This window comes from Mesorhizobium sp. LjRoot246, from assembly GCF_964254115.1.
Classification (GTDB): Bacteria; Pseudomonadota; Alphaproteobacteria; order Rhizobiales; family Rhizobiaceae; genus Mesorhizobium.
On record NZ_CAXUSN020000001.1, the window covers coordinates 3,638,732 to 3,658,875 of the forward strand.

A 20,144-nucleotide genomic window follows, 5' to 3' on the forward strand; every position below is an offset into this window, starting at 1 on the left:
TTCTTCCCTAAGCCAGCAAATGCGCCAGCAGCGCCCTTAGTTGCGCTGGCTTCAGCGGCTTGCGCATCAGTTCGATGCCGCCCGCGCGCGCCGCCTTGGCGACGGCTTCGGAACTGTCGGCAGTGACGATCAGGGCCGGCACGGCGCGGCCGAGATAGTCGCGGACCTCGGCGATGGTCGTGGTGCCGAGATCGCCGCCGTCGAGATGCTGGTCGGCAATGACGATGTCTGGCACCCAGTCGGTGTCGCCGAGCATGTCGAGGGCATCGTCGGTCGAGGTCGCGGCCCGCACCAGGCATTGCCAGCGTTGGAGCAGGAAGGTCATCGCCTGCAGCACCTCGACATCGTTCTCGACCAGCAGCACCTTGGTGCCGAACAGGCCGTAGCCGCGCGGCCGTTCCATGTCGGCGACGCTGGCAATGGCGTCGGCAGGGGCGCCGAGGCCGACGGGAACGTCGATGTGGAAGATGGTGCCACGCCCGACCTTCGATGAAAACGTCACGGGATGGCCGAGTGCGCTGGCCATGCGGCGCACGATGGCCAGCCCAAGTCCGAGACCGCCGCCGTCCATCTCGGCATTGGCCGGCGAGGTGCCGCGATGGAACTCCTCGAACACCGCCTCGCGCTGGTCGTCGGGAATGCCGCAGCCGGTGTCGGCAACGTCGATGCGGATGGTGTCGCCGCGATGCCTGGTGCCGACCAGCACGCCGCCCGAGCGTGTATAGCCCAGCGCGTTGGAGAGAATGTTCTGCAGGATGCGGCGCAGCAGCGTGCGATCGGAACGGACCACGGCGTTGACCGGCCGGAATTTCAGCGACAGCCCCTTCAGTTTCGCCACCGGCAGGAAATCCGAACGCAGCGACGAGAACAGCGCCTCCAGGCTGACGTCGCTCGTGTCGGGCTCCACCACGCCGGCGTCGAGCTTGGAGATGTCGAGCAGGGTGCGCAGCAGGTCTTCCATCGTCTCCAGCGAGCGTTCGACCTGCCGCACCAGTTTCTTGCCCTCTTCGCTGGTCTGCACTTCGGCGAGCGCCGAAACCGAAAGGTGGGCCGCGTTCAGCGGCTGCAGCACGTCGTGGCTAGCGGCGGCGAGGAAGCGGGTTTTCGACAGGTTCGCCAGTTCGGCGTTTTCCTTGGCGGCGCTGAGGTCGATGTTCGACTGCTCCAGCCGCCGCAAGGTCGAATGCAGTTCCTCGGTGCGCGTGCGCACCCGATTTTCAAGCGAAATCGCGGTCTGGAACAGCGAGAAGGCGTTGCCCTGCTGGTCCATCGAGCGCTCGACGCGGCTGACCAGCGCCGCGTTGATCTTCTTCAGCTTTTCGAGATCGTTTATGTCCCGGAGCGGCATCTTGTTGCGCCGCCTTATTCCGCCGCCTGGCGCTCGCCAAAGGCGATGCCGGTAAAGGTCTGGTTCAGATGCATCGACCGGTACTGTTCGCCATAGGTGCCGAAGCCGATGACATTGTTGACCCGGTAGAGTTCCGAGATATCGCGAAACACCTGCCGGTTGCGCGCATCCAGCCGGCGCAGCACGCAGTCGAAGCCGAAGATCATGTCGATGCCGCCAAGCCTCTCCCCGACATCGCGCAACGCCGCGCGTGTCGCTTCGACCAAGTCCTTGGGTTGGGCGATCGACAGAACGACGCCGTCGTCGATGGCGCAGAAGAACGACAGCGAGCCGTCGGGGTGCATCTTCTGGATCGACCGGCAGTAATATTCGCCGCCCACCTTCACCACCACCGGATGCGAGGCAAAGCTCAGCGGCGTCAGCATCTGCGGGACGATGCCGACGGACGCGGCATATTCCTCCGCCGCATTGGTGGCGTTGAATTCGCGCACGATGCGGTGATCTGGATCGGAAGCCGTCACCACCAGCTTTTCGTCGGTGGGAACGAAATTGTCGGTCTTGAAGACATGGAACGGAATTTCAGTCGATATCAGCACGATGATGGCACTGTCGGAGGTGACCTTGCCGTTCGAGATCAGGCTCGTCGTCTCGAACTTCAAATCGTCGCCGGCCGAGCCGCCGAGCAGCGGTATATCGTCGAGGCCCCAATGGATGGCCGAACTCACCGCCTCCTCGGCATAGGAGAGCCCGTCGATGAAGCAGAGCGCGAACGTGCCTTTGGTGCTATCGCAACCCAGGTGCCCACGCAGCGACCGCCGCAAGGCCTCGACCTCGCCGGTGATCCTGTCCATGCCCGACGACGACAAATTTTCGACCATCACGCTGACAGCGGTAAACGCCGAGGACGGCAGCAGCATGGCCAGCACATGACCATCCTCGAGACCTTGCGGCGTGATCTCGCCGGCGGTCGAGCAGCCCGCATGGTGGAGCCCCGGCGCGTGGGTCATGAGCGCCTGGGAAAGGGCACTGGCCTCGACCAGACTCTGGGAAAAGAACAGCAGGGCAAAGCCGGCGTCGATAGCGGCTGCCTCCTGGGCGATCGCCCTGGCGAACGCCTCCATGTCGGGCTCGTCCGTGGTGAGCGCCGACAGGCCGCATGCATAGCGCGTCCGTGAACTGGCCAGCGATGTTCTCCGCATTTCCTCCGACGCTCTTTTTGTGCGCGGCTGTTTTTACATGCTTCTGCGCGCGGGCGTCGACCGACATTGTTGCCCTCAATCGGCAGTTTGGCAATGGGGCCACCGCGACCGCACGTTTGGGCGCGGCCATGACCGAAAGTACAATGTGCCGCGTTTGCGACGTGCTGTTTTTTGTGCGGTGTGCGGTGTACGAATAAAGCATGACCGACGCGCCAACGCCGCGTCGGCGGCGTGATGACCAAGGTTGATACCCAGGGAGGGACCATGTCGGACGTTTCGTTGATGGTGAACGGAAAAAGGGTCAGCGGTGCTGCCGAGGACCGAACACTTCTGGTTCACTTCCTGCGGGAAAATCTCGGCCTTACCGGCACGCATGTCGGTTGCGACACCTCGCAATGCGGTGCCTGCGTCGTCCATGTCGACGGCAAGGCGGTCAAATCCTGCTCGATGCTCGCGGTGCAGGCGTCCGGCTCGACGGTGGTGACGATCGAGGGCCTGGCCAACGGCGCCGACCTGCATCCGGTGCAGGCCGCCTTCAGGGAACATCACGGTCTGCAGTGCGGCTTCTGCACGCCGGGCATGATCATGACGGCGACAGACATGATCAGCCGCCACCCCGAAGGCCTAGACGAGGCGACGGTGCGTGCCGAGCTCGAAGGCAACATCTGCCGCTGCACCGGCTACCACAACATCGTCAAGGCGATCCTCGCCGCATCGAAGACGATGAAGGGGTCGAAGGGCAGGGCCAGGCAGGCTGCGTGAGAGGAAGCGAGTAGCGAATAGCGAGTAGCGAATAGTATTCTTCTGACTGACCGCGGCTCTCGATTTTCACTACTCGCTACTCGCTACTCACTATTCGCTATTTCAGCATTTCGGGAGGAATTTCTGATGGGCATTGAAGGTGTTGGCGCTCGGGTCGCGCGCAAGGAAGACAGACGATTCATCACCGGCGCCGGCCGGTATGTCGACGATATGGTGGTTCCCGGCATGAAGCACGCGGCCTTCGTGCGCAGCCCGCACGCGCATGCGCAGATCAAGAAGATCGATGCGAAAAAGGCTCAAGGCATGCCCGGCGTCATCGGCGTGCTGACCGGCAAGGAACTCAAGGCCGACGGCATCGGCAATCTCATTTGCGGTTGGATGATCCACTCCAAGGATGGATCGCCGATGAAGATGGGGGCGTGGTCGCCACTCGCCTTCGACCGGGTCCGTTATGTCGGCGACGCCGTCGTCATCGTTGTCGCTGAGACCAAGGGGCAGGCGCGCGATGCCGCCGAGGCGGTCGAGATCACCTACAAGGAGCTGAAGGCCGTCGTCGATGCCTCCAAGGCGATGGACAAGGGCGCGCCGCAGATCCACCCCGAGGCCGACAACAATCTGATCTTCGATTGGGAGCTTGGCGATGGCAAGGCGACCGACGCGGCGATCAAGGTTGCTGCCCACGTCACCCGCATGAAGATCGTCAATAACCGGCTGGTGCCCAACGCCATGGAGCCGCGTGCGGCGCTTGGCTACTACGACAAAGCCGAGGACCACTACACCTGCTGGACGACCTCGCAGAATCCGCATCTGGCCCGGCTGGTGATGAGCGCCTTCTACAATGTCGCGCCGGAAAACAAGCTGCGCGTCATCGCGCCGGATGTCGGCGGCGCCTTCGGCTCGAAAATCTATATCTACCCGGAAGAGATCGTCTGCCTGTGGGCCTCGAAGAAAACCGGCGTGCCGGTCAAATGGGTGGCCGACCGCACCGAAAGTTTTCTCACCGACGCCCACGGCCGTGACCATGTCTCCACGGTGGAAATGGCTTTCGACAAAAACAACAGGATTACCGGCCTGAAGGTCGACACCGTCGCCAATCTTGGCGCCTACATGTCACTCTTCTCGTCCTGTGTACCGACCTATCTCTACGCGACCCTGTTGTCGGGCCAGTACAATATTCCCGCGATCCATGCCAATGTCCGCGCCGTCTACACCAATACCGCGCCGGTCGATGCCTATCGCGGGGCAGGGCGGCCGGAAGCCACCTATCTGCTCGAACGCGCTATAGAGACCGCTGCTCGTGAGTTGGGCCTGTCTCCGGCGGATCTTCGCCGAACGAACTTCATCACATCGTTCCCGCATCAGACGCCGGTCATCATGAACTACGACGCCGGCGACTACGCCGCTTCGCTGGACGCGGCGATGAAGGCTTCCGACTATGCCGGCTTTGCCAAGCGCAAAGCGGCGGCTGCAAGGAAAGGCAAGCTGCGCGGCATCGGCATGAGCTGCTACATCGAGGCATGCGGCCTCGCGCCATCGGCGGCGGTCGGGTCGCTGGGCGCCGGCGTCGGCCTGTGGGAAAGTGCCGAGGTGCGCGTCAATGCCGTCGGCACGATCGAAGTGCTGACCGGCTCGCACAGCCACGGCCAGGGCCACGAGACGACCTTCGCGCAGCTGGTCAACGAGCGCTTCGGCGTGCCGCTCGATTCCGTCTCGATCGTCCATGGCGACACCGACAAGGTGCAGATGGGCATGGGCTCCTATGGCTCCCGCTCGGGCGCGGTCGGGATGTCGGCCGTCGTCAAGGCGCTCGATAAGGTCGAGGCCAAGGCCAAGAAGATCGCCGCACATCTGCTGGAAGCCGACGAAGGCGACATCGTCATCGAGAACGGCGCGCTGAAGGTCGCCGGCACCGACAAGAACGTTCCATGGTTCCAGATGGCGCTCGCCGCCTACACCGCCCACAATTTGCCAGGCGGCATGGAGCCCGGGCTGAAGGAAACGGCGTTCTACGATCCGTCGAACTTCACCTTTCCCGCCGGCTGCTACATCTGCGAGGTCGAGGTCGACCCGGAAACCGGTGTGACCGAGATCATCCAGTTCGTCGCCGCCGACGATTTCGGCAACATTATCAACCCGATGATCGTCGAGGGCCAGGTGCATGGCGGATTGGCGCAAGGCATCGGCCAGGCGCTGCTCGAAGGCGCCCATTATGACAATAGCGGACAACTGCTGACCGCGAGCTACATGGACTACACCATGCCGCGCGCCGGCGACCTGCCGTCGTTCAAGGTCTCGACCTCGAACACGCCGTGCCCGGGCAATCCGCTCGGTGTCAAGGGCTGCGGCGAGGCCGGCGCCATCGGCTCGCCGCCGGCGGTGATCAACGCCATCACCGACGCCATCGGCAGCAACGATCTCGCCATGCCGGCATCGCCGTCCACGGTGTGGGCAGCGATCCGCGCGACGAAACATTGAAAAATAGGAGTGAGTAGCGAGTAGTGAGTAGCGAATAGAAAAGCGCTTCGCCAACGCGGCAGCTGACCATTCACTACCGACTACTGACTACACCCTCTTCACCCCAGGGGAGAATCCCATGTACGCAGTCAACTATCACCGCGCCGCCTCGGTCGCCGATGCCGCCAAGCTGGTCAAGACGGGCGACGCCAAGCTGCTTTCGGGCGGCATGACGCTGATCCCGGCGATGAAGACGCGGCTCGCCGCTCCGTCCGATCTTGTCGACTTGTCGCGGATCAAGGAGCTGCAGGGCGTCAAGGTGTCGGGCAAGACCGTCACCATCGGCGCCGCGACCACGCATCACGCCGTTGCCAATGACGAGAAGCTGAAGAAGGCCTGTCCGGCACTTGCCCATCTGGCGTCGCTGATCGGCGATCCGGCGGTGCGCTATCGGGGCACGATCGGCGGCTCGATCGCCAACAACGATCCGGCGGCCGATTATCCGGCGGCTCTGCTGGCGCTGGGCGCCACCATCGTCACCAACAAGCGCCAGATCGCGGCGGACAAGTTCTTCAAGGGCTTGTTCGAGACCTCGTTGAAGGATGGCGAAATCGTCACCGCCGTCACCTTCACCGCGCCGGCCAAGGCGGCGTATGAAAAATTCCGCAATCCGGCATCGCGCTACGCCATCGTCGGCGTGTTCGTGGCCAAGGGCAAGGATGGCGTCAGCGTCGCCGTCACCGGCGCCGGCGATGACGGCGTTTTCCGTTCGAAGGAGATCGAGGCCGCATTGGCCAAGAATTTCGCGGCCTCTGCACTCGACGGCGTGAAAGTGCCGGCGAAGAATTTGATGACCGACATCCACGCCTCGGCCGATTACCGCGCCAATCTGATCGTGGTGATGGCTAAGCGCGCGGTTGCTGCCGCCAACGCCTGATACCACGCGTTTCGCGGAACGTCGGACAGGGAAAGGGGCCTTCGTGGCCCCTTTTCATATGTGGCGATCGGTGTCCGTCTCGTTGCCGATGGAATCCCCGCTCCTCTGCTTGAAGCAATTCCGGCCTATCCTTCGCCGCGAACTGATCCGGCGACGGCAATCTCGCACTTGCACAAATTGATATTGCACTGCAATATGGATTGGGGCGGGAATGCGAGCCGGGTTCGGAGTGTACCGCCGTGCCCTTTCGCATGATCAATGCGAGAGGATCGGCATGACCGACATTTCCGCGACGCATGTCGTTCCGTCCCGATCCGCCGTCGACAGACCGGCCAGAACAAGACTGGCCTATCTGGACGGCTGGCGCGGGCTTTCGATCGCCCTGGTGCTGATCGGCCATTTCTTTCCGGTTCGGGGAATCAATCTCGGCGTGCTGGGTGTCGAATTCTTCTTCGTGCTCAGCGGCCGGCTGATGGGCGAGATCCTGTTCATCGAGCGCTACCCGCTGAAGAAATTCTTCAAGCGCCGCTTCTCCCGCATCTATCCGGCCCTTCTGGTCTTCGTGGTCGTCGCGATGATCGCGCTCTCCGGCACATTCGTCGCCTTCAAATGGAAGGCGGCGCTGACGGCGCTGACATTCACCTACAATTATGCCGGCATTCTGGTGACCCGGGCAGGAGCGCTCGACCATATCTGGTCGCTGTGCATCGAGGAGCACGCCTATATCATCCTGGCGCTGATCAGCGTCGTCGTCTCAAGCCGCTCTCGCGTCGTCGTGCTGCTCCTGGCGCTGGCCTTGCTCGCCATGGCCAACGGCGCGGTTTCGTACTGGATCTTCGGGATGGACTACGAAACCACCTACTGGCGCACCGACGTGCATATCGCGTCGATCCTGCTGTCGGCTTCGATCTGCCTGCTGAAGGCCGACGGCATGCTGCCGGCGGTCTTGAGAGGCAAGCATGTGGCCCTGGCGGCGTCTATCTGCGCCGTTCTGCTGTTCCTCGATCCGGTGCCGACGCCGATCCACTATCTCTTCGCAGTGCCGCTGCTGGCGCTGGCCGTCAACGTGCTCGACTTCAGCCCCCGGTATTTTTCAGGTCTGCTGTCTTCCTGGCCGATGGCGACGCTGGGGCTGTGGTCGTACTCGCTCTATCTGTGGCAGCAGCCGTTCTACAAATTCGTCTATGATCAAGGCAGCGCGCCGATCCCGATGCTGGCCGGCGTCTTTGTCTGCGCGCTCTGCAGCTATTACCTCATCGAGCGACCGGCGCGCGAATGGCTCAACCGAAATTGGTAAGGCAACTGGGCCGTTCAGGCCGCCTTGCGGCGCGCTCGCCCTCTATGCCTGCAACGATCTGAAGTAATAGCGCACCGCCTTCTTGCCGCCATGGATGACCGCGTCGCCGGCTTCAGCGAAGCCGAGGGCGGCGTGAAAGGCATCCGAGGTGGGGTTCGGCGGGTCGGTGTTGACTTCGCAAGTGACCAGCGTGTGGCCGGCGCGCTCCACATGGCCGAACAGATCCTGATACAGCCGGCGGGCATGGCCGCGGCCACGCGCTTGTGCCGCCACGACCACACGGTCGACATAGACGAAGCGCTTGTAGCGCTCGCGGAACCACAGGAAATTCGGGCTGTCGTAACGAGCGTCCTGGTCGAAGGTCATGATGAAGGCTTCGAGATCGCCGATGCGCCTGGTGTAAAACGCTTCGCCGAGCAGGAAGGACAGCCTTTCGGGCTCCAGCCACGACAGTTCGGCGGCGTGCTCGTTGTTGAGCGCGAGGATCGCCGCTTCGTCTTCGGTCGCTACGCGGCTGATCGGGGCAGGGGCTGCATTCATGCCTTGGCTGCCGCGATCGTTGCCGCCACCAGCGGTGTGTCGGTCAGCGTGTTGCGATATTCGCGGTCGAGGTCGGAGCCACCCATGCCGACATGGGGATTGCGGTAGTCCATGGCGCTCGGCACATCCTTGAGGGCTGCGAAATGCATTTCGGCCAGCCCGGTTTTGCCGCGCACTTCGGCGATGTTGTGCAGATCCAGGCCGCCGCAGCCGAGGATGACGATGCGGTCGCCAGCCTGCCGCACCAGATCCGCCAACAGCGGCAACCCTTCGATCGCGGTGTCACGTTGGCCGCTGGTCAGCACGCGGCCGACCTTGCTGCGGATCAGCGCTTCGAGCGTCTCGGCCGGGTCGCGCGTCATGTCGAAGGCGCGGTGGCAGGTGACATTCAAGGGGCCGGCAGCCTGCGTCAGTTCGCTCATGCGCGCCTCGTCAATGGTGCCGTCGGCGTTCAGGCAGCCGAACACCACGCCGGGCACGCCGAGATCGCGCAGTGCCGAGACGTCGGCGAGCATCGAGGCGTATTCGGTTTCGCTGTAGAGAAAATCGCCGCCGCGCGGCCGCACCATGACGTGAAACGGCACTGTCGCCTGGTCGAGCGCTGCGCGTACCGTGCCGAAGCTCGGTGTGATGCCGCCTTCAATGAGGCTGGCGCACAGTTCGACCCGGTCGGCGCCGGCAGCTTGTGCCGCCAGAAGGCCGTCAATGCCTTCGACACAGATTTCGATCAGCGGCAGGCGAGGTTTTGTGGTCAAGGGGCGATCCAATCCATGATGTCGCCGCCAGCCCTAGCATCGGGCCGGTTGGCGCGAAAGCGCGAACAGAGCGCCGCCGCTTGGGCCAGGCGGTATTTCCCTGCTTGACAATTATATAACTACATGGTTATGAATAACCCATAGCCGATTGGTTATTGGTTGGCGGTTGGTAGCGCGGCGGCAGCCGAAAATTTCAACGAACTGAGAACCTGGATGCGCTGCGTCCGGGCTCGACAAAACACGCCCTGACGAAACTCTTCAAAAGGAGAAAGACCATGCAAGCGAGAATCAAGAATCCGGTGATGCTCATCCCTGGCGCCCTGCAGGCGCTGCTGGCGCTGGACAAGTCGACGGAGGCGGCCGACGTGCCCTATGTGACGCGCAAGCTCATCCATCTGCGCGCTAGCCAGATCAACAATTGCGCTCTCTGCGTTGACATGCATGCGCGCGAACTGAAGAAGGCCGGCGAAAAGGACGAGCGCATCTTTGCGCTGGCGGCCTGGCGGGAGACGCCATACTTCACCGACGCCGAACGCGCGGCCCTGGGGCTGGCCGAGGCCGGCACGAGGCTCGCCGACCGGGCGGACGCCGTACCGGACGATGTCTGGAACGAAGCCGCCCGCCACTATGACGAAAAGGCGCTAGCCGCGCTGGTCATCCAGGTAGCGCTCATCAATGCCTTCAACCGGCTCAACGCCACGACACGGCAAATGGTCGGCTCCTGGGGCTGAGCGTTGGGTCGGCGCTTCGGCAGGGCGGTTGTCCGTGACGGGTGGGAAAGGCGGGGTGGCGCATTGCCTTCCGCCTTCGGGCCTGGCGGCTACTGGCGCAACTCCGTGTTCTTGACGCCTTCCTCGACCTGATCGATCACCAGCAGCTTGACCTCGATATCACCGATATTGGTGGCCTGATGCCATTTGCCGATCATTTCGATGATGAAATCGCCAGCCTTGTAGGTGTTGCTGTTGCCGGTTTCGACATTGGTGACTTTCAGCGTCCCAGCCTGGACATAGGCATAGCGCGGGAAGGGGTGCCTGTGGACCGGTAAGGTGGCGCCCGGCGCGATGTCATAGGTCGACACCAGCACCTGCACGTTCTTCCGCGGCAGCGTGATCGGCTGGCCGGACGCGGTCGTCGTGCGGGACGCGAGCGGCGTCACGACGACGGGCGTGCCGCTGCTGTCCAGTGCGTGGGCCGGATTTGCGGAAAAGGCCGCCGCGAGGAGCAGCCCCGACATCAGAATTTTTCGCATGATTCTCTCCAACCCGGGCATCAGCATCGCGCGCCGGTCAGCCGCGTGCAAGGTAGCGCTAAGCGCCGAGTCAGTGGACCTCGTGCGGTACGTCAGAGTTGGCTTCGCGGCCAAGAGCGGGTTCGGCGATGAAGTGCGGCTGCTGGCGGCAGGTTTGCCAGGTCAGCCTCACAACAGCCAGTGCTAATATAAAGGGTCGAGACGTTACCACAGGAGGTTTCAATGGTTTCGGCGATTGCAAATCAACATCGGCAAGTCCCGGAAAAACAAACGGCAGTGGGAAAGCCGGAAACGAGCGACGGATTTTCGCCAGGCCGCAGCGCGGACGCCGTGGGACATCTCGCCAAAATTATGGTTGCCGCAACCGGCGACGTGGATTCTGGTGCGCAAGGTCGCGCGGCATCCAAGATCGCCAGAATGGACATCACAGTTTTGACGCCACCACCTGAAGAAGCATCAACGCAGTGAGGTGGAGTGGCCAGCGTGACCGGCAAGGGCAGGCTGGGCCGCATACATGGCGGCCTATTGTCGCCCGGTCGTGATCCAGGTCGTCGTGACGAGCGTCCTCGCGTCGGTCCGCTTAAGGCAATGATCGGGAATATCTGGCCACGTCGCCTTGGCGCATTCTTTCTCTGTGACCGCACCGGAAGCCCCTAGCTGCACGTTCGCGGCCTGGGTGGCGGTGGATGACGCAAAAAGAACCGTCTGAGTTAGGAGGGCCGAGAAGATGGCGACCTGGAACAGCACAGCGGCAAAGGCGATCTTTTTCAGCATGCGAGGGAACGCTCTTCAACGTCCCCGGTTCCCCCTGGCTTTCAGTTTTCCGGCTCCCTAACGGAACAAGAGACCGGCGGTCCGGTTAACTGGATTATGGCAAACAAGGTCAAAGAACCGCCATCGCAGCCCGAACCGGAGAAGGTCCAACGTCGGGACAAAGAAGCACCGCCAGACCTTCAACACGTCGATCCGCCACCGCGAGACGTGCGAGAGGCGCCGGTACCCAATCCAAACGGCGATAAGAAGTCCTGACGGGCGGCACGCGCGACGATGCGGCTGCCGAGATAGCGGCAGGACGAATGCCGGCATCAAACTCGAAGCAATGCGGAATCAATCCGAGGGCAGATGGAGTCAGCTGAGAGCATGCGCAAATTTGCGCACCCTCCAAAATCCTTCAAATCGTTGAAAAGATTGGCTCCCCGGGCCGGATTCGAACCAGCGACCAACCGGTTAACAGCCGGTTGCTCTACCACTGAGCTACCGGGGAACGGATGCTCTTATGTGAGTGGGGCAGCCTATAGCTGCCCTTTTCGGCTTTGCAAAGAAGCTTTTCGCATTTTTCCGAGGCTTTTTCGCGAAGGCGTTTCTCGCAATCGACGAGGGATGCCCTCATATTAGCGGTCTTGGCAGGGATATGGAACCGAAAGCGCGGCCGCGGCTTTGGTTCAAGCATGCTTCCGAACGATCAAACGGGTCAATCTTTCGAGACGATGACAGCACAAGACAACCAGATGCAGGCACGGAAAATCTCGGTTTTCGGGCGCGAGTTCAAAATGCCGCGCTCGCGCGGGTCCAGAATCACCATCGGCATCCTGCTGACCATCGGCGGCATCCTCGGTTTCCTGCCGATCCTCGGTTTCTGGATGGTCCCGCTCGGATTGCTGGTGCTGTCCTATGAATTCGCGCTGGTGCGGCGCCACAGGCGCCGCTTTGTCATCTGGTGGGAACGGCGCCGCCGGCCGAATGACGATCGATAGCGCAAGGTGGCGCGCTTCAGCGGGCGGCATGCACTCCCAGTGTCTCGCAGATCTGCTTGAGAATCGCCACGGCTGAGGCAAGCCTTGCCCTGTCATGCGGCGACAGGTGCTCGCAGCCATCTCCTGCCGTGCTCAACGCATGGGCCGGCAGATGGGTTACTTCCAAAGGCGGGCTATGCTTCACAACTCGCTAATATGCTATTGTTATGTTTGGGAACCTGAGGATTTGACGCATGCCGCCCAAGCTAGCGCAGAGGAAACCGTTCGGAATGCACGGTGGCCGCTTGACGGCATTTTCGCCGCAACCTATTGGAACCGGGTGGAACGCCGGGAGCAACGAGGCCTCGTGGCGGAGTGGTTACGCAGAGGACTGCAAATCCTTGCACCCCGGTTCGATTCCGGGCGAGGCCTCCAATGCCCGGCCCCCTGCGCAGCAGCGCCGGGGGCCTGAAGTTCCTGACATAATGAACCGCGGTTCTGGCGCGGCAAGCGGATTGGTTGGAACATGAGCGCTGATTTCTCCGAGCTTCGCGTCAAGATGGTCGACGGCCAGGTGCGCACCACCGATGTGACCAGCGCGCCGCTGCTCGACGCCATGCTTGTCGTGCCGAGAGAGGTCTTTGTCGGCGCCGCCCAACGCGATCTCGCCTATATCGACGAGGACATCCGCATTGCCGCCGGTGCGGACGGCGCGCGCTACCTCATGGAAGCCTCGCCGCTGGCCAAGCTTATGCAGCTGGCTGAAATCAATCGGACGGATTCGGCGCTCGATGTCGGCTGCGGCACGGGCTACGCCTCGGCCATTCTGTCGCGGCTGGCGGGATCCGTGGTGGCGCTCGAAAGCGATTCGGCATTGGCGGAGACCGCCATATCGACGCTTTCGTCGTTGGGCTGCGGCAATGTGACCGTCGTCCAGGGGCCGCTGGCGCAAGGGCATGCCGCCCAGGCGCCTTACGATGTCATCTTCGTCGGCGGCAGCGTTGCGGAAGTCCCGGCGCCGCTGCTCGACCAGCTTGCCGAAGGCGGCCGACTCGTCGCCGTCGAAGGGCAGGGCAATTCCGGCGTGGCCCGGCTTTTTTTTAAGGCCGGGGGGGTTGTAACCGGAAGACGGGCATTTAATGCGGCAATTAAGCCACTACCGGGGTTTGAACGCATTCGTGCCTTCGAATTCTGAATGATTTGGCCTTGCAGGAGAGGCTTTGTCATGGTCGCTTGCGTTTGAACGATCGTTGCTGATCCGCAAACTGGGGGCACTTTGGGGCTTGAGCAGCAGGGAACATTGAAACACGCGGTGCCGTCTGCTCAAAAAAAGAGAAGCTGGCGCGGCGTGGTTCCCATGGAAAACGAATGAGGGATACACCGTGCCGTCTGTACGCAAGTCACTTTTCACCGCCGTCCTCGTTTCGGCGACCATGCTGTCCCCACTGGCCGCTTCGGCCGAAACCATCTCCGGCGCGCTTGCAAAGGCCTATCAGTACAATTCCTCGCTGAATTCGGCCCGCGCCGGCGTTCGTGTCACCGATGAGGGTGTTGCCATCGCCAAGTCGGGCTGGCGCCCGACTGTCACAGGCTCGGCGAACATCGACTATTCGAGCAGCCATCTCAACGGCACCAACTCAAGCGTGCGGCTGACGACAGGCAATTTTGGCGTCCAGATCAATCAGACGCTGTTCGACGGCTTTCAGACCAGGAACAATGTCGCTGCCGCGGAAGCCCAGGTTCGCGCTTCGGTCGAAAGCCTGCGCAACACCGAAGAGAACACCCTGTTCATCGCGGCCCAGGCGTATATGAACGTGATTCGCGACCGGCAGGTCGCCGTGCTGACGGAACAGAACCTGCAATTCCTGACCGAGACGGCGCGCGCGGCGCGTTCGCGTTTCGAGGTTGGTGAAGGCACGCGCACCGACGTGGCACAGGCCGACGCTTCGCGAGCCGCCGCCGTGGCATCGCTGAGTGCTGCCCGGGCGCAGGCGCTGGCGAGTGCGGCGATCTATCGCCAGATCGTTGGCGACGAACCGGGCAAGCTCAAGGCTGCTTCACCGGTGGCAAAGCTGTTGCCGTCGAGCCTTGCCGCCGCCGTCGGCGTGGCCTCGAACGAGCATCCGGCTATTCTCGCCACCCAGCATCTGGTCGACGCCGCCGCGTTTTCGGTGAAGTCGGCCGAAGGTGCGTTGCTGCCGCAGCTATCGGCTTCCGCCGGTGTTTCGAGCGCCTATCGCAACACCTCGCCCTTGCCGGGCGTCGGTTCGCAGGACGGCACGACCAATTCGGCCAGTGTCGGGGCAACGCTGACCATCCCGATTTATTCGGGCGGCCGAAACTCGGCCGTCGTGCGCCGGGATAAGGAATCGCTCAGCCAGGCGCGTATCGAGGTCGACGTCAGCCGCGATCAGGTGCGCCAGGCCGTCACCGCCGCCTGGACCGAGTACACCGCCGCGCAGCAGCAGCTGACGGCCAACAGGCAGGTGATCGAGGCCGCGAAGCTGGCGCTGAACGGCGTCATCGAAGAACGCAATGTCGGCCAGCGCACCACGCTCGACGTCCTCAACGCACAGGCGACGGTCATCACCGCCCAGATCAACCAGGCCGGCTATGAGCATGACGTGGTGGTGGCGAGCTATGCAATCCTGCAGGCGACCGGCCGCCTGTCCGTCGACCGCCTTGGCCTGCAGGTGGCGAAATACAAGCCTGAAGAGCATTACAACGCGGTCAAGGACAAGTGGTACGGACTGCGCACGCCGGACGGCCGCTGAGAGCCTGTTTGGAAATTCTGCTCTGGCGGCCATCTGATGGCGTTTTCCGCGCTTTCCAGTTCTACTGCGTCGACGCAGTAGAACTGAGCTCACGGACCAAATGTCCGCTGCGCTACGGTTCTCGAAACCACCACCATATGACTCGCCAGAGCGAATTTCGAAACAGTCTCTGGGGCGTTCTGCTCGGACTTGCTCCGCAGCTCTCGGGTTCGAGATCACCCTAATCTGTTGAAATCCCACAAGTCCCCAGATTGGGGATTCTCGTACGGCGATCCGTCGGTTACGCTGTCGCCATGATTCGATCCGGCTTTGCCGGAGCGGAAATCCACAGGGGTCACAAAGGCGGCGGATGTGACGATGGCAACGGCAAGCAGCGCACAGCGCGAACCTTCCATGGAAGAGATACTGGCTTCCATCAGGCGGATCATCGAGGACAGCGACGGCGGCCGCAAGCAGCCGGGCGACGCGGATGAGTTCAGCCGGAATCCGGAGCCGGCGTCGAGCGCCGATACAGTTCCCGACGTCGAGGCATTCCGTGCCGACCTGCATGCCGCTCCCGAAGTCAGGAAGCCGGTCACGCTAGCGGAAGTCCGGGCACAGTTGCCGGCCGCCGAGCCGGTCGCGCGTGTGGAAACGCCGGCGCGCGCCGATCCCGTCCCGGCAAAGCCGTCGATGACGCTTGCCGAGGTCAGCGCCCGCGTTGCCGCGGAGCCGGCCACGGTCGACGCACCAGCACTGCGTCCTGTCGCAGCTGCCGAGGCTCCCATTGCCGATTGGCGGCGCGAGATCGCCGCGGTTGGTGAGCAGGCGAGGGCGGTGCCGGACAGGAGCGAGGCACGCAAGCCGGCTATCCAATCTCAGCTGGACAATCCAAGGGAGGAGCCGACGGCGGAAGCAGCCGTCGAGCCATCTCGTCCGGATGCAAGCGTGGTTCGACCGGCCAGCGACGCGCCGCGTCCGGCGATCGTTTCCGAGCACACCGGCCGGCAGGTCGCAGCCGCCTTCGGCGAGCTTTCCGATGCGTTTGCCAGCCGCAGCAAGAAGACATTCGACGAGATGGCCGAAGAGATGCTGCGGCCGATGCTTCAGGATTGGCTCGACAACAATCTGCCGACACTGGTCGAAAGGCTGGTGCGCGAGGAGATCGAGCGTGTGGCGCGCGGCGCGCAGTAGCTCTATACCGATTGCGGGGATAAACGGCGCCTTCGTGGCGCCGTTTCTTTTGCTGAGGTCAGTTCGCGCTGGTGGCGAAGCAGACGAGGTTTCCGTCGGGATCCCTGACGATGAACGTGCGGGCGCCCCACGGTTCGGTTCGCAACGTCTGGTGAAAGGGAGCCTGGGCCGCCTGAAACTCCAGGAACAGCGCCTTGATGTTGTCGAGAATGACCGTTGCCGCCAGCAGGTCATCAGCCGAATTGGCGATGAATGGAGGCTTGTCGACATGGCGCAGGTTGAGCCGCGCACCGTCGCGGATGATTTGCGCGTAGAAGGGCGGTTCGCCATAGGTGAAGCGCGTCTCGAAGCCGAGCTTTTGCCGGTAGAAATTGCAGGCCGCCTCAATGTCTGAGACAAAAAGCTGCGGTTCGGCAAAGGCCAGGAGCGGTTTTTCGGCATCTGCTGCTGTACGATCGGGCATGGTTTGGAGACCTTTCTTCAGCGCTTGCCAGTTCTCGAAGCCTGACTTCCTGGCGACCAGTTCCTGGGCGTCGGCGAGCTTGAACTCGTGATCCAGGATCTGGCTGTCGCTGAGGTCGCGGAAACGCGGCAATATCCATCCAATCACAGCGGCGACGGGATAGTACCGTTCGCGGTGCCATTTGAGATAGAGCTTGGCCTGTTTCTTGTGGTGTTCGAGCGTTGGCATGGGCGCACTGCGGGTTGAGTTGGCGTAGGCGGGCCATGCCCCTCCGGCCGGAAGCCGATGCGCCCTACAGCAGCGTTGTCACGGTATTGGCATGACGCTTGGCGGTCAAGGCGTTCAAGCCCCCTTTTCCCGGGCAACAAGTGGCTGCTATCTTGATGGACGATCGCAAGTGGGTCTTCCTTGATCTGATCATGGCCACGCCTATTTGACTTCGAGGGTCCGAGGCAGCGCTTGCGGTTGACTTGGCCAAAACCTTCCGATTTACACCGGACCAGCAAAACTCCCGACAGCGCGGACCATTTTCCCATGCTTGAAAAGACCTACGACGCCAAAACCGTCGAGCCGAAGATCGCCAAAGTCTGGGAAGAGGCCGATGCGTTTCGCGCCGGTGCCGGGGCCGAGGAGGGGGCTGAGGCCTTCACCATCGTCATCCCGCCACCGAACGTCACTGGCTCGCTGCATATGGGCCACGCGCTCAACAACACGTTGCAGGACATATTGGTGCGCTTCGAGCGCATGCGCGGCAAGAACGTGCTCTGGCAGCCTGGTATGGACCATGCCGGCATTGCCACGCAGATGGTGGTCGAGCGGCAGTTGATGGAAAAACAGATCCATCGCCGCGACCTGACCCGCGAGCAGTTCATCGAGAAAGTTTGGGAGTGGAAGGCCGAATCCGGCGGCGCCATCTTCAACCAATTGAAGCGGCTCGGCGCCTCGGCCGACTGGTCACGCGAGCGCTTCACCATGGACGAAGGCCTGTCCAAGGCCGTGCTGGAAGTGTTCGTCACGCTCTACAAGGAAGGCCTGATCTACAAGGACAAGCGCCTTGTGAACTGGGACCCAAAGCTGCTCACCGCGATCTCCGATCTCGAAGTCGAGCAGCAAGAGGTCAACGGCAACCTCTGGCACTTCCGTTATCCCATCGAAGGCCAGGTCTTCGACCCGGAAAACCCAAAAACCTTCATCACCGTGGCGACGACACGCCCCGAGACGATGCTGGGCGACACGGCTGTCGCGGTGCACCCGGACGACGAGCGTTTCCGGCATCTGGTCGGCAAGAACATCGTCCTGCCGATCGTCGGCCGCAAGATTCCCGTGGTGGCGGACGAGTATTCCGATCCGGAAAAGGGCTCGGGCGCGGTCAAGATCACGCCGGCGCACGACTTCAACGATTTCGAGGTCGGCAAGCGCCACAAGCTGCCGGCGATCAATATCCTGACCACCGAGGCGGCGGTGAGCCTCAAGGACAACGAGGATTTTCTCGCCGGTCTCGAGGTGACGCCGGAGCGCCAGGCGATCTGGGATGAGCTCGACGGCCTCGACCGTTTCGTCGCGCGCAAGAAGATCGTCGAACTGATGGAAGAGGGCGGCTTCCTCGAAAAGGTCGAGCCGCATCGCCACGCCGTGCCGCATGGCGATCGCGGCGGCGTGCCGATCGAGCCGTTCCTGACCGAGCAATGGTATGCCAATGCGGCGGAACTGGCCAAGCCGGCGATCGCCTCGGTGCGCGAGGGTCGCACGAACTTCGTGCCGAAGAACTGGGAAAAGACTTATTTCGACTGGATGGAGAACATCCAGCCCTGGTGCATCTCGCGTCAGCTCTGGTGGGGTCACCAGATCCCGGCCTGGTACGGGCCGGACGGACGCGTCTTCGTCGAGAAGACCGAGGAAGAGGCGCTAGGTGCTGCGATCGAATATTATCTGGCGCTGGAAGGGCCTTGGAAGGCCTGGGTCGAGGACAAGCTCGAGAATTTTCAGCCGGGCGAGATCCTGACCCGCGACGAGGATGTGCTGGACACCTGGTTCTCGTCGGCGCTGTGGCCGTTTTCGACGCTGGGCTGGCCCGATGAGACGCCCGAGTTGAAGACCTATTACCAGACCGACGTGCTGGTGACTGGCTTCGACATCATCTTCTTCTGGGTCGCCCGCATGATGATGATGGGCCTGCACTTCATGGACGAGGAGCCGTTCCACACCGTCTATGTCCACGCGCTGGTGCGCGACAAGAATGGCGCCAAGATGTCGAAGTCGAAAGGCAACGTCATCGACCCGCTCGACCTCATCGACGAATACGGCGCCGATGCGCTGCGCTTCACGTTGACGGTGATGGCGGCGCAGGGCCGCGACGTGAAGCTCGACCCGGCGCGCATCGCCGGCTATCGCAATTTCGGCACCAAGCTGTGGAACGCCACGCGCTTCGCCGAAATGAACGAGGTCGCGCGCAATGACGATTTCTGGCTGAACGACGCCAAGCTGGCGGTCAACCGCTGGATCCTCACCGAGCTGACACGGGCCGCGCGCGAGATCACCGACGGCATCACCTCATACCGCTTCAACGAGGCGGCGGGTGCTGCCTACCGCTTCGTCTGGAACCTGTTCTGCGACTGGTACCTGGAACTGCTGAAGCCGGTGTTCATGGGCACCGACGAGGCGGCCAAGGCCGAAAGCCGCGCCTGCGTCGCCTTCGTGCTCGACGAGATCTACAAGCTGCTGCATCCGATGATGCCGTTCATGACCGAGGAACTGTGGGCGCAGACCGCAGGCGAGGGCAAGGAACGGTCGTCGCTGCTGTGCCATGCGGCGTGGCCGTCGCCAGACTTCGAGGATGCCGAGGCGGCCGCCGACATCAACTGGCTGGTCGACCTCGTCTCCGGTATCCGCTCCGTGCGCTCCGAGATGAACGTGCCGCCGGCGGCCATCGCACCGCTGGTCGTGGTCGGCGCCAACGACGTGACCCGCGAACGGCTTGTTCGCGAGGAGTCGGCGATCAAGCGGCTGGCGCGGGTCGGCGACATCTCGCTGGCCGATGTCGCGCCAAAGGGTTCGGCGCAGATCGTGCTCAACGAGGCGACGATCTGCCTGCCGCTCGGCAGCCTGATCGATCTCGCCGCCGAGGCTGCACGGCTGCAGAAGGAACTGGCCAAGGTGACCGAGGAAATCGCGCGCCTGCACAAGAAGCTGTCGAACGAAAGATTCGTCGCCAGCGCGCCGGCCGAGATCGTCGACGCCGAGCGTGAAAAGCTCGCCGAATACCGCGATGCGCAGGACAAGCTTTCGGTGGCGCTGACCAGGGTTCGCGACGCCGGTTGAGGGTAGATTCGCGAGACTTTAGCGCCCTCTAAAATGGGTGATTTTGCCTCGAAAATCGACATTCCGTTGCGTTAATGTTGACGTAAACGGAAGTTTTTGCCCCATTGTTGCCATAATGTAACAATGGGGCTCTTGGCCT

The 20,144-nt window shown here is 62.6% G+C and carries 18 protein-coding genes and 2 tRNA genes; 12 read left to right on the forward strand and 8 right to left on the reverse strand.

Annotated features, from left to right (window positions below):
* Positions 1-7: 7 nt before the first annotated feature.
* Both ACSQ3L_RS17605 and ACSQ3L_RS17610 read right to left on the reverse strand, forming a co-directional pair.
* Positions 8-1,348, reverse strand: a complete 1,341-nt coding sequence (locus ACSQ3L_RS17605) for a hybrid sensor histidine kinase/response regulator (protein WP_436161109.1) — start codon at positions 1,346-1,348, stop codon at positions 8-10.
* 14 nt (positions 1,349-1,362) lie between these two features.
* A complete protein-coding gene (locus ACSQ3L_RS17610) occupies positions 1,363-2,547 on the reverse strand; it encodes an FIST N-terminal domain-containing protein (protein ID WP_436161110.1) in 1,185 nt (394 codons plus the stop codon).
* 264 nt (positions 2,548-2,811) lie between these two features.
* On the opposite strand from ACSQ3L_RS17610, the gene ACSQ3L_RS17615 reads away from it, so the two are divergent.
* The 4 genes from ACSQ3L_RS17615 to ACSQ3L_RS17630 all read left to right on the forward strand — a co-directional run bounded on the left by ACSQ3L_RS17615 (position 2,812) and on the right by ACSQ3L_RS17630 (position 7,997).
* Positions 2,812-3,309 (forward strand): (2Fe-2S)-binding protein, encoded by a 498-nt coding sequence (locus tag ACSQ3L_RS17615; protein ID WP_436161111.1) that lies wholly within the window; start codon positions 2,812-2,814, stop codon positions 3,307-3,309.
* Positions 3,310-3,435: 126 nt separating this feature from the next.
* Positions 3,436-5,784, forward strand: a complete 2,349-nt coding sequence (locus tag ACSQ3L_RS17620; protein ID WP_436161112.1) for a xanthine dehydrogenase family protein molybdopterin-binding subunit — start codon at positions 3,436-3,438, stop codon at positions 5,782-5,784.
* 118 nt (positions 5,785-5,902) lie between these two features.
* A complete protein-coding gene (locus ACSQ3L_RS17625; RefSeq protein ID WP_436161113.1) occupies positions 5,903-6,700 on the forward strand; it encodes an FAD binding domain-containing protein in 798 nt (265 codons plus the stop codon).
* A gap of 274 nt (positions 6,701-6,974) precedes the next feature.
* On the forward strand, positions 6,975-7,997 hold the full coding sequence (locus ACSQ3L_RS17630) for an acyltransferase family protein (RefSeq protein ID WP_436161114.1): 1,023 nt from the start codon (positions 6,975-6,977) through the stop codon (positions 7,995-7,997).
* 42 nt (positions 7,998-8,039) lie between these two features.
* On the opposite strand, the gene ACSQ3L_RS17635 is transcribed toward ACSQ3L_RS17630, so the two are convergent.
* A complete protein-coding gene (locus tag ACSQ3L_RS17635) occupies positions 8,040-8,537 on the reverse strand; it encodes a GNAT family N-acetyltransferase (RefSeq protein WP_436161115.1) in 498 nt (165 codons plus the stop codon).
* Positions 8,534-9,292, reverse strand: coding sequence for a copper homeostasis protein CutC (locus ACSQ3L_RS17640; protein WP_436161116.1), 759 nt, complete (start codon positions 9,290-9,292; stop codon positions 8,534-8,536). Before ACSQ3L_RS17640 ends, ACSQ3L_RS17635 begins: the two co-directional genes overlap by 4 nt.
* Positions 9,293-9,567: 275 nt before the next feature.
* Here ACSQ3L_RS17640 and ACSQ3L_RS17645 point away from each other — a divergent pair, with 275 nt between their 5' ends.
* Complete coding sequence (locus ACSQ3L_RS17645) at positions 9,568-10,023, forward strand: carboxymuconolactone decarboxylase family protein (RefSeq protein WP_436161117.1); 456 nt, start codon at positions 9,568-9,570, stop codon at positions 10,021-10,023.
* Positions 10,024-10,112: 89 nt separating this feature from the next.
* On the opposite strand, the gene ACSQ3L_RS17650 is transcribed toward ACSQ3L_RS17645, so the two are convergent.
* A complete protein-coding gene (locus tag ACSQ3L_RS17650; protein ID WP_436161118.1) occupies positions 10,113-10,544 on the reverse strand; it encodes a cupin domain-containing protein in 432 nt (143 codons plus the stop codon).
* 222 nt (positions 10,545-10,766) lie between these two features.
* Between ACSQ3L_RS17650 and ACSQ3L_RS17655 the strand changes: the two genes are divergently transcribed.
* Entirely contained in the window at positions 10,767-11,012 is a 246-nt protein-coding gene (locus ACSQ3L_RS17655) for a hypothetical protein (protein WP_436161119.1), read from the forward strand.
* Between the two features lie 54 nt (positions 11,013-11,066).
* Here ACSQ3L_RS17655 and ACSQ3L_RS17660 read toward each other — a convergent pair whose 3' ends face one another.
* Both ACSQ3L_RS17660 and ACSQ3L_RS17665 read right to left on the reverse strand, forming a co-directional pair.
* Complete coding sequence (locus tag ACSQ3L_RS17660) at positions 11,067-11,318, reverse strand: hypothetical protein (RefSeq protein ID WP_436161120.1); 252 nt, start codon at positions 11,316-11,318, stop codon at positions 11,067-11,069.
* 415 nt (positions 11,319-11,733) lie between these two features.
* Positions 11,734-11,808, reverse strand: a tRNA-Asn gene (locus ACSQ3L_RS17665).
* Positions 11,809-12,031: 223 nt separating this feature from the next.
* Between ACSQ3L_RS17665 and ACSQ3L_RS17670 the strand changes: the two genes are divergently transcribed.
* The 5 genes from ACSQ3L_RS17670 (at position 12,032) to ACSQ3L_RS17690 (ending at position 16,224) form a co-directional block, all read left to right on the forward strand.
* On the forward strand, positions 12,032-12,298 hold the full coding sequence (locus tag ACSQ3L_RS17670) for a hypothetical protein (protein WP_436161121.1): 267 nt from the start codon (positions 12,032-12,034) through the stop codon (positions 12,296-12,298).
* Positions 12,299-12,638: 340 nt separating this feature from the next.
* Positions 12,639-12,712, forward strand: a tRNA-Cys gene (locus ACSQ3L_RS17675).
* Positions 12,713-12,803: 91 nt separating this feature from the next.
* Entirely contained in the window at positions 12,804-13,472 is a 669-nt protein-coding gene (locus tag ACSQ3L_RS17680; RefSeq protein WP_436161122.1) for a protein-L-isoaspartate O-methyltransferase family protein, read from the forward strand.
* A gap of 187 nt (positions 13,473-13,659) precedes the next feature.
* On the forward strand, positions 13,660-15,051 hold the full coding sequence (locus tag ACSQ3L_RS17685; protein WP_436161123.1) for a TolC family outer membrane protein: 1,392 nt from the start codon (positions 13,660-13,662) through the stop codon (positions 15,049-15,051).
* Between the two features lie 357 nt (positions 15,052-15,408).
* Positions 15,409-16,224 carry a DUF2497 domain-containing protein gene (locus tag ACSQ3L_RS17690; RefSeq protein ID WP_436161124.1) on the forward strand — a complete coding sequence of 272 codons (816 nt, stop codon included), beginning with the start codon at positions 15,409-15,411 and terminating at the stop codon, positions 16,222-16,224.
* 58 nt (positions 16,225-16,282) lie between these two features.
* Here the strand turns inward: ACSQ3L_RS17690 and ACSQ3L_RS17695 are convergent, their stop codons facing one another.
* Positions 16,283-16,915 (reverse strand): bleomycin resistance protein, encoded by a 633-nt coding sequence (locus ACSQ3L_RS17695; RefSeq protein WP_436161125.1) that lies wholly within the window; start codon positions 16,913-16,915, stop codon positions 16,283-16,285.
* A 306-nt stretch (positions 16,916-17,221) separates the two neighbouring features.
* Between ACSQ3L_RS17695 and ACSQ3L_RS17700 the strand changes: the two genes are divergently transcribed.
* On the forward strand, positions 17,222-20,005 hold the full coding sequence (locus tag ACSQ3L_RS17700) for a valine--tRNA ligase (protein ID WP_436161126.1): 2,784 nt from the start codon (positions 17,222-17,224) through the stop codon (positions 20,003-20,005).
* Positions 20,006-20,144: the final 139 nt, after the last annotated feature.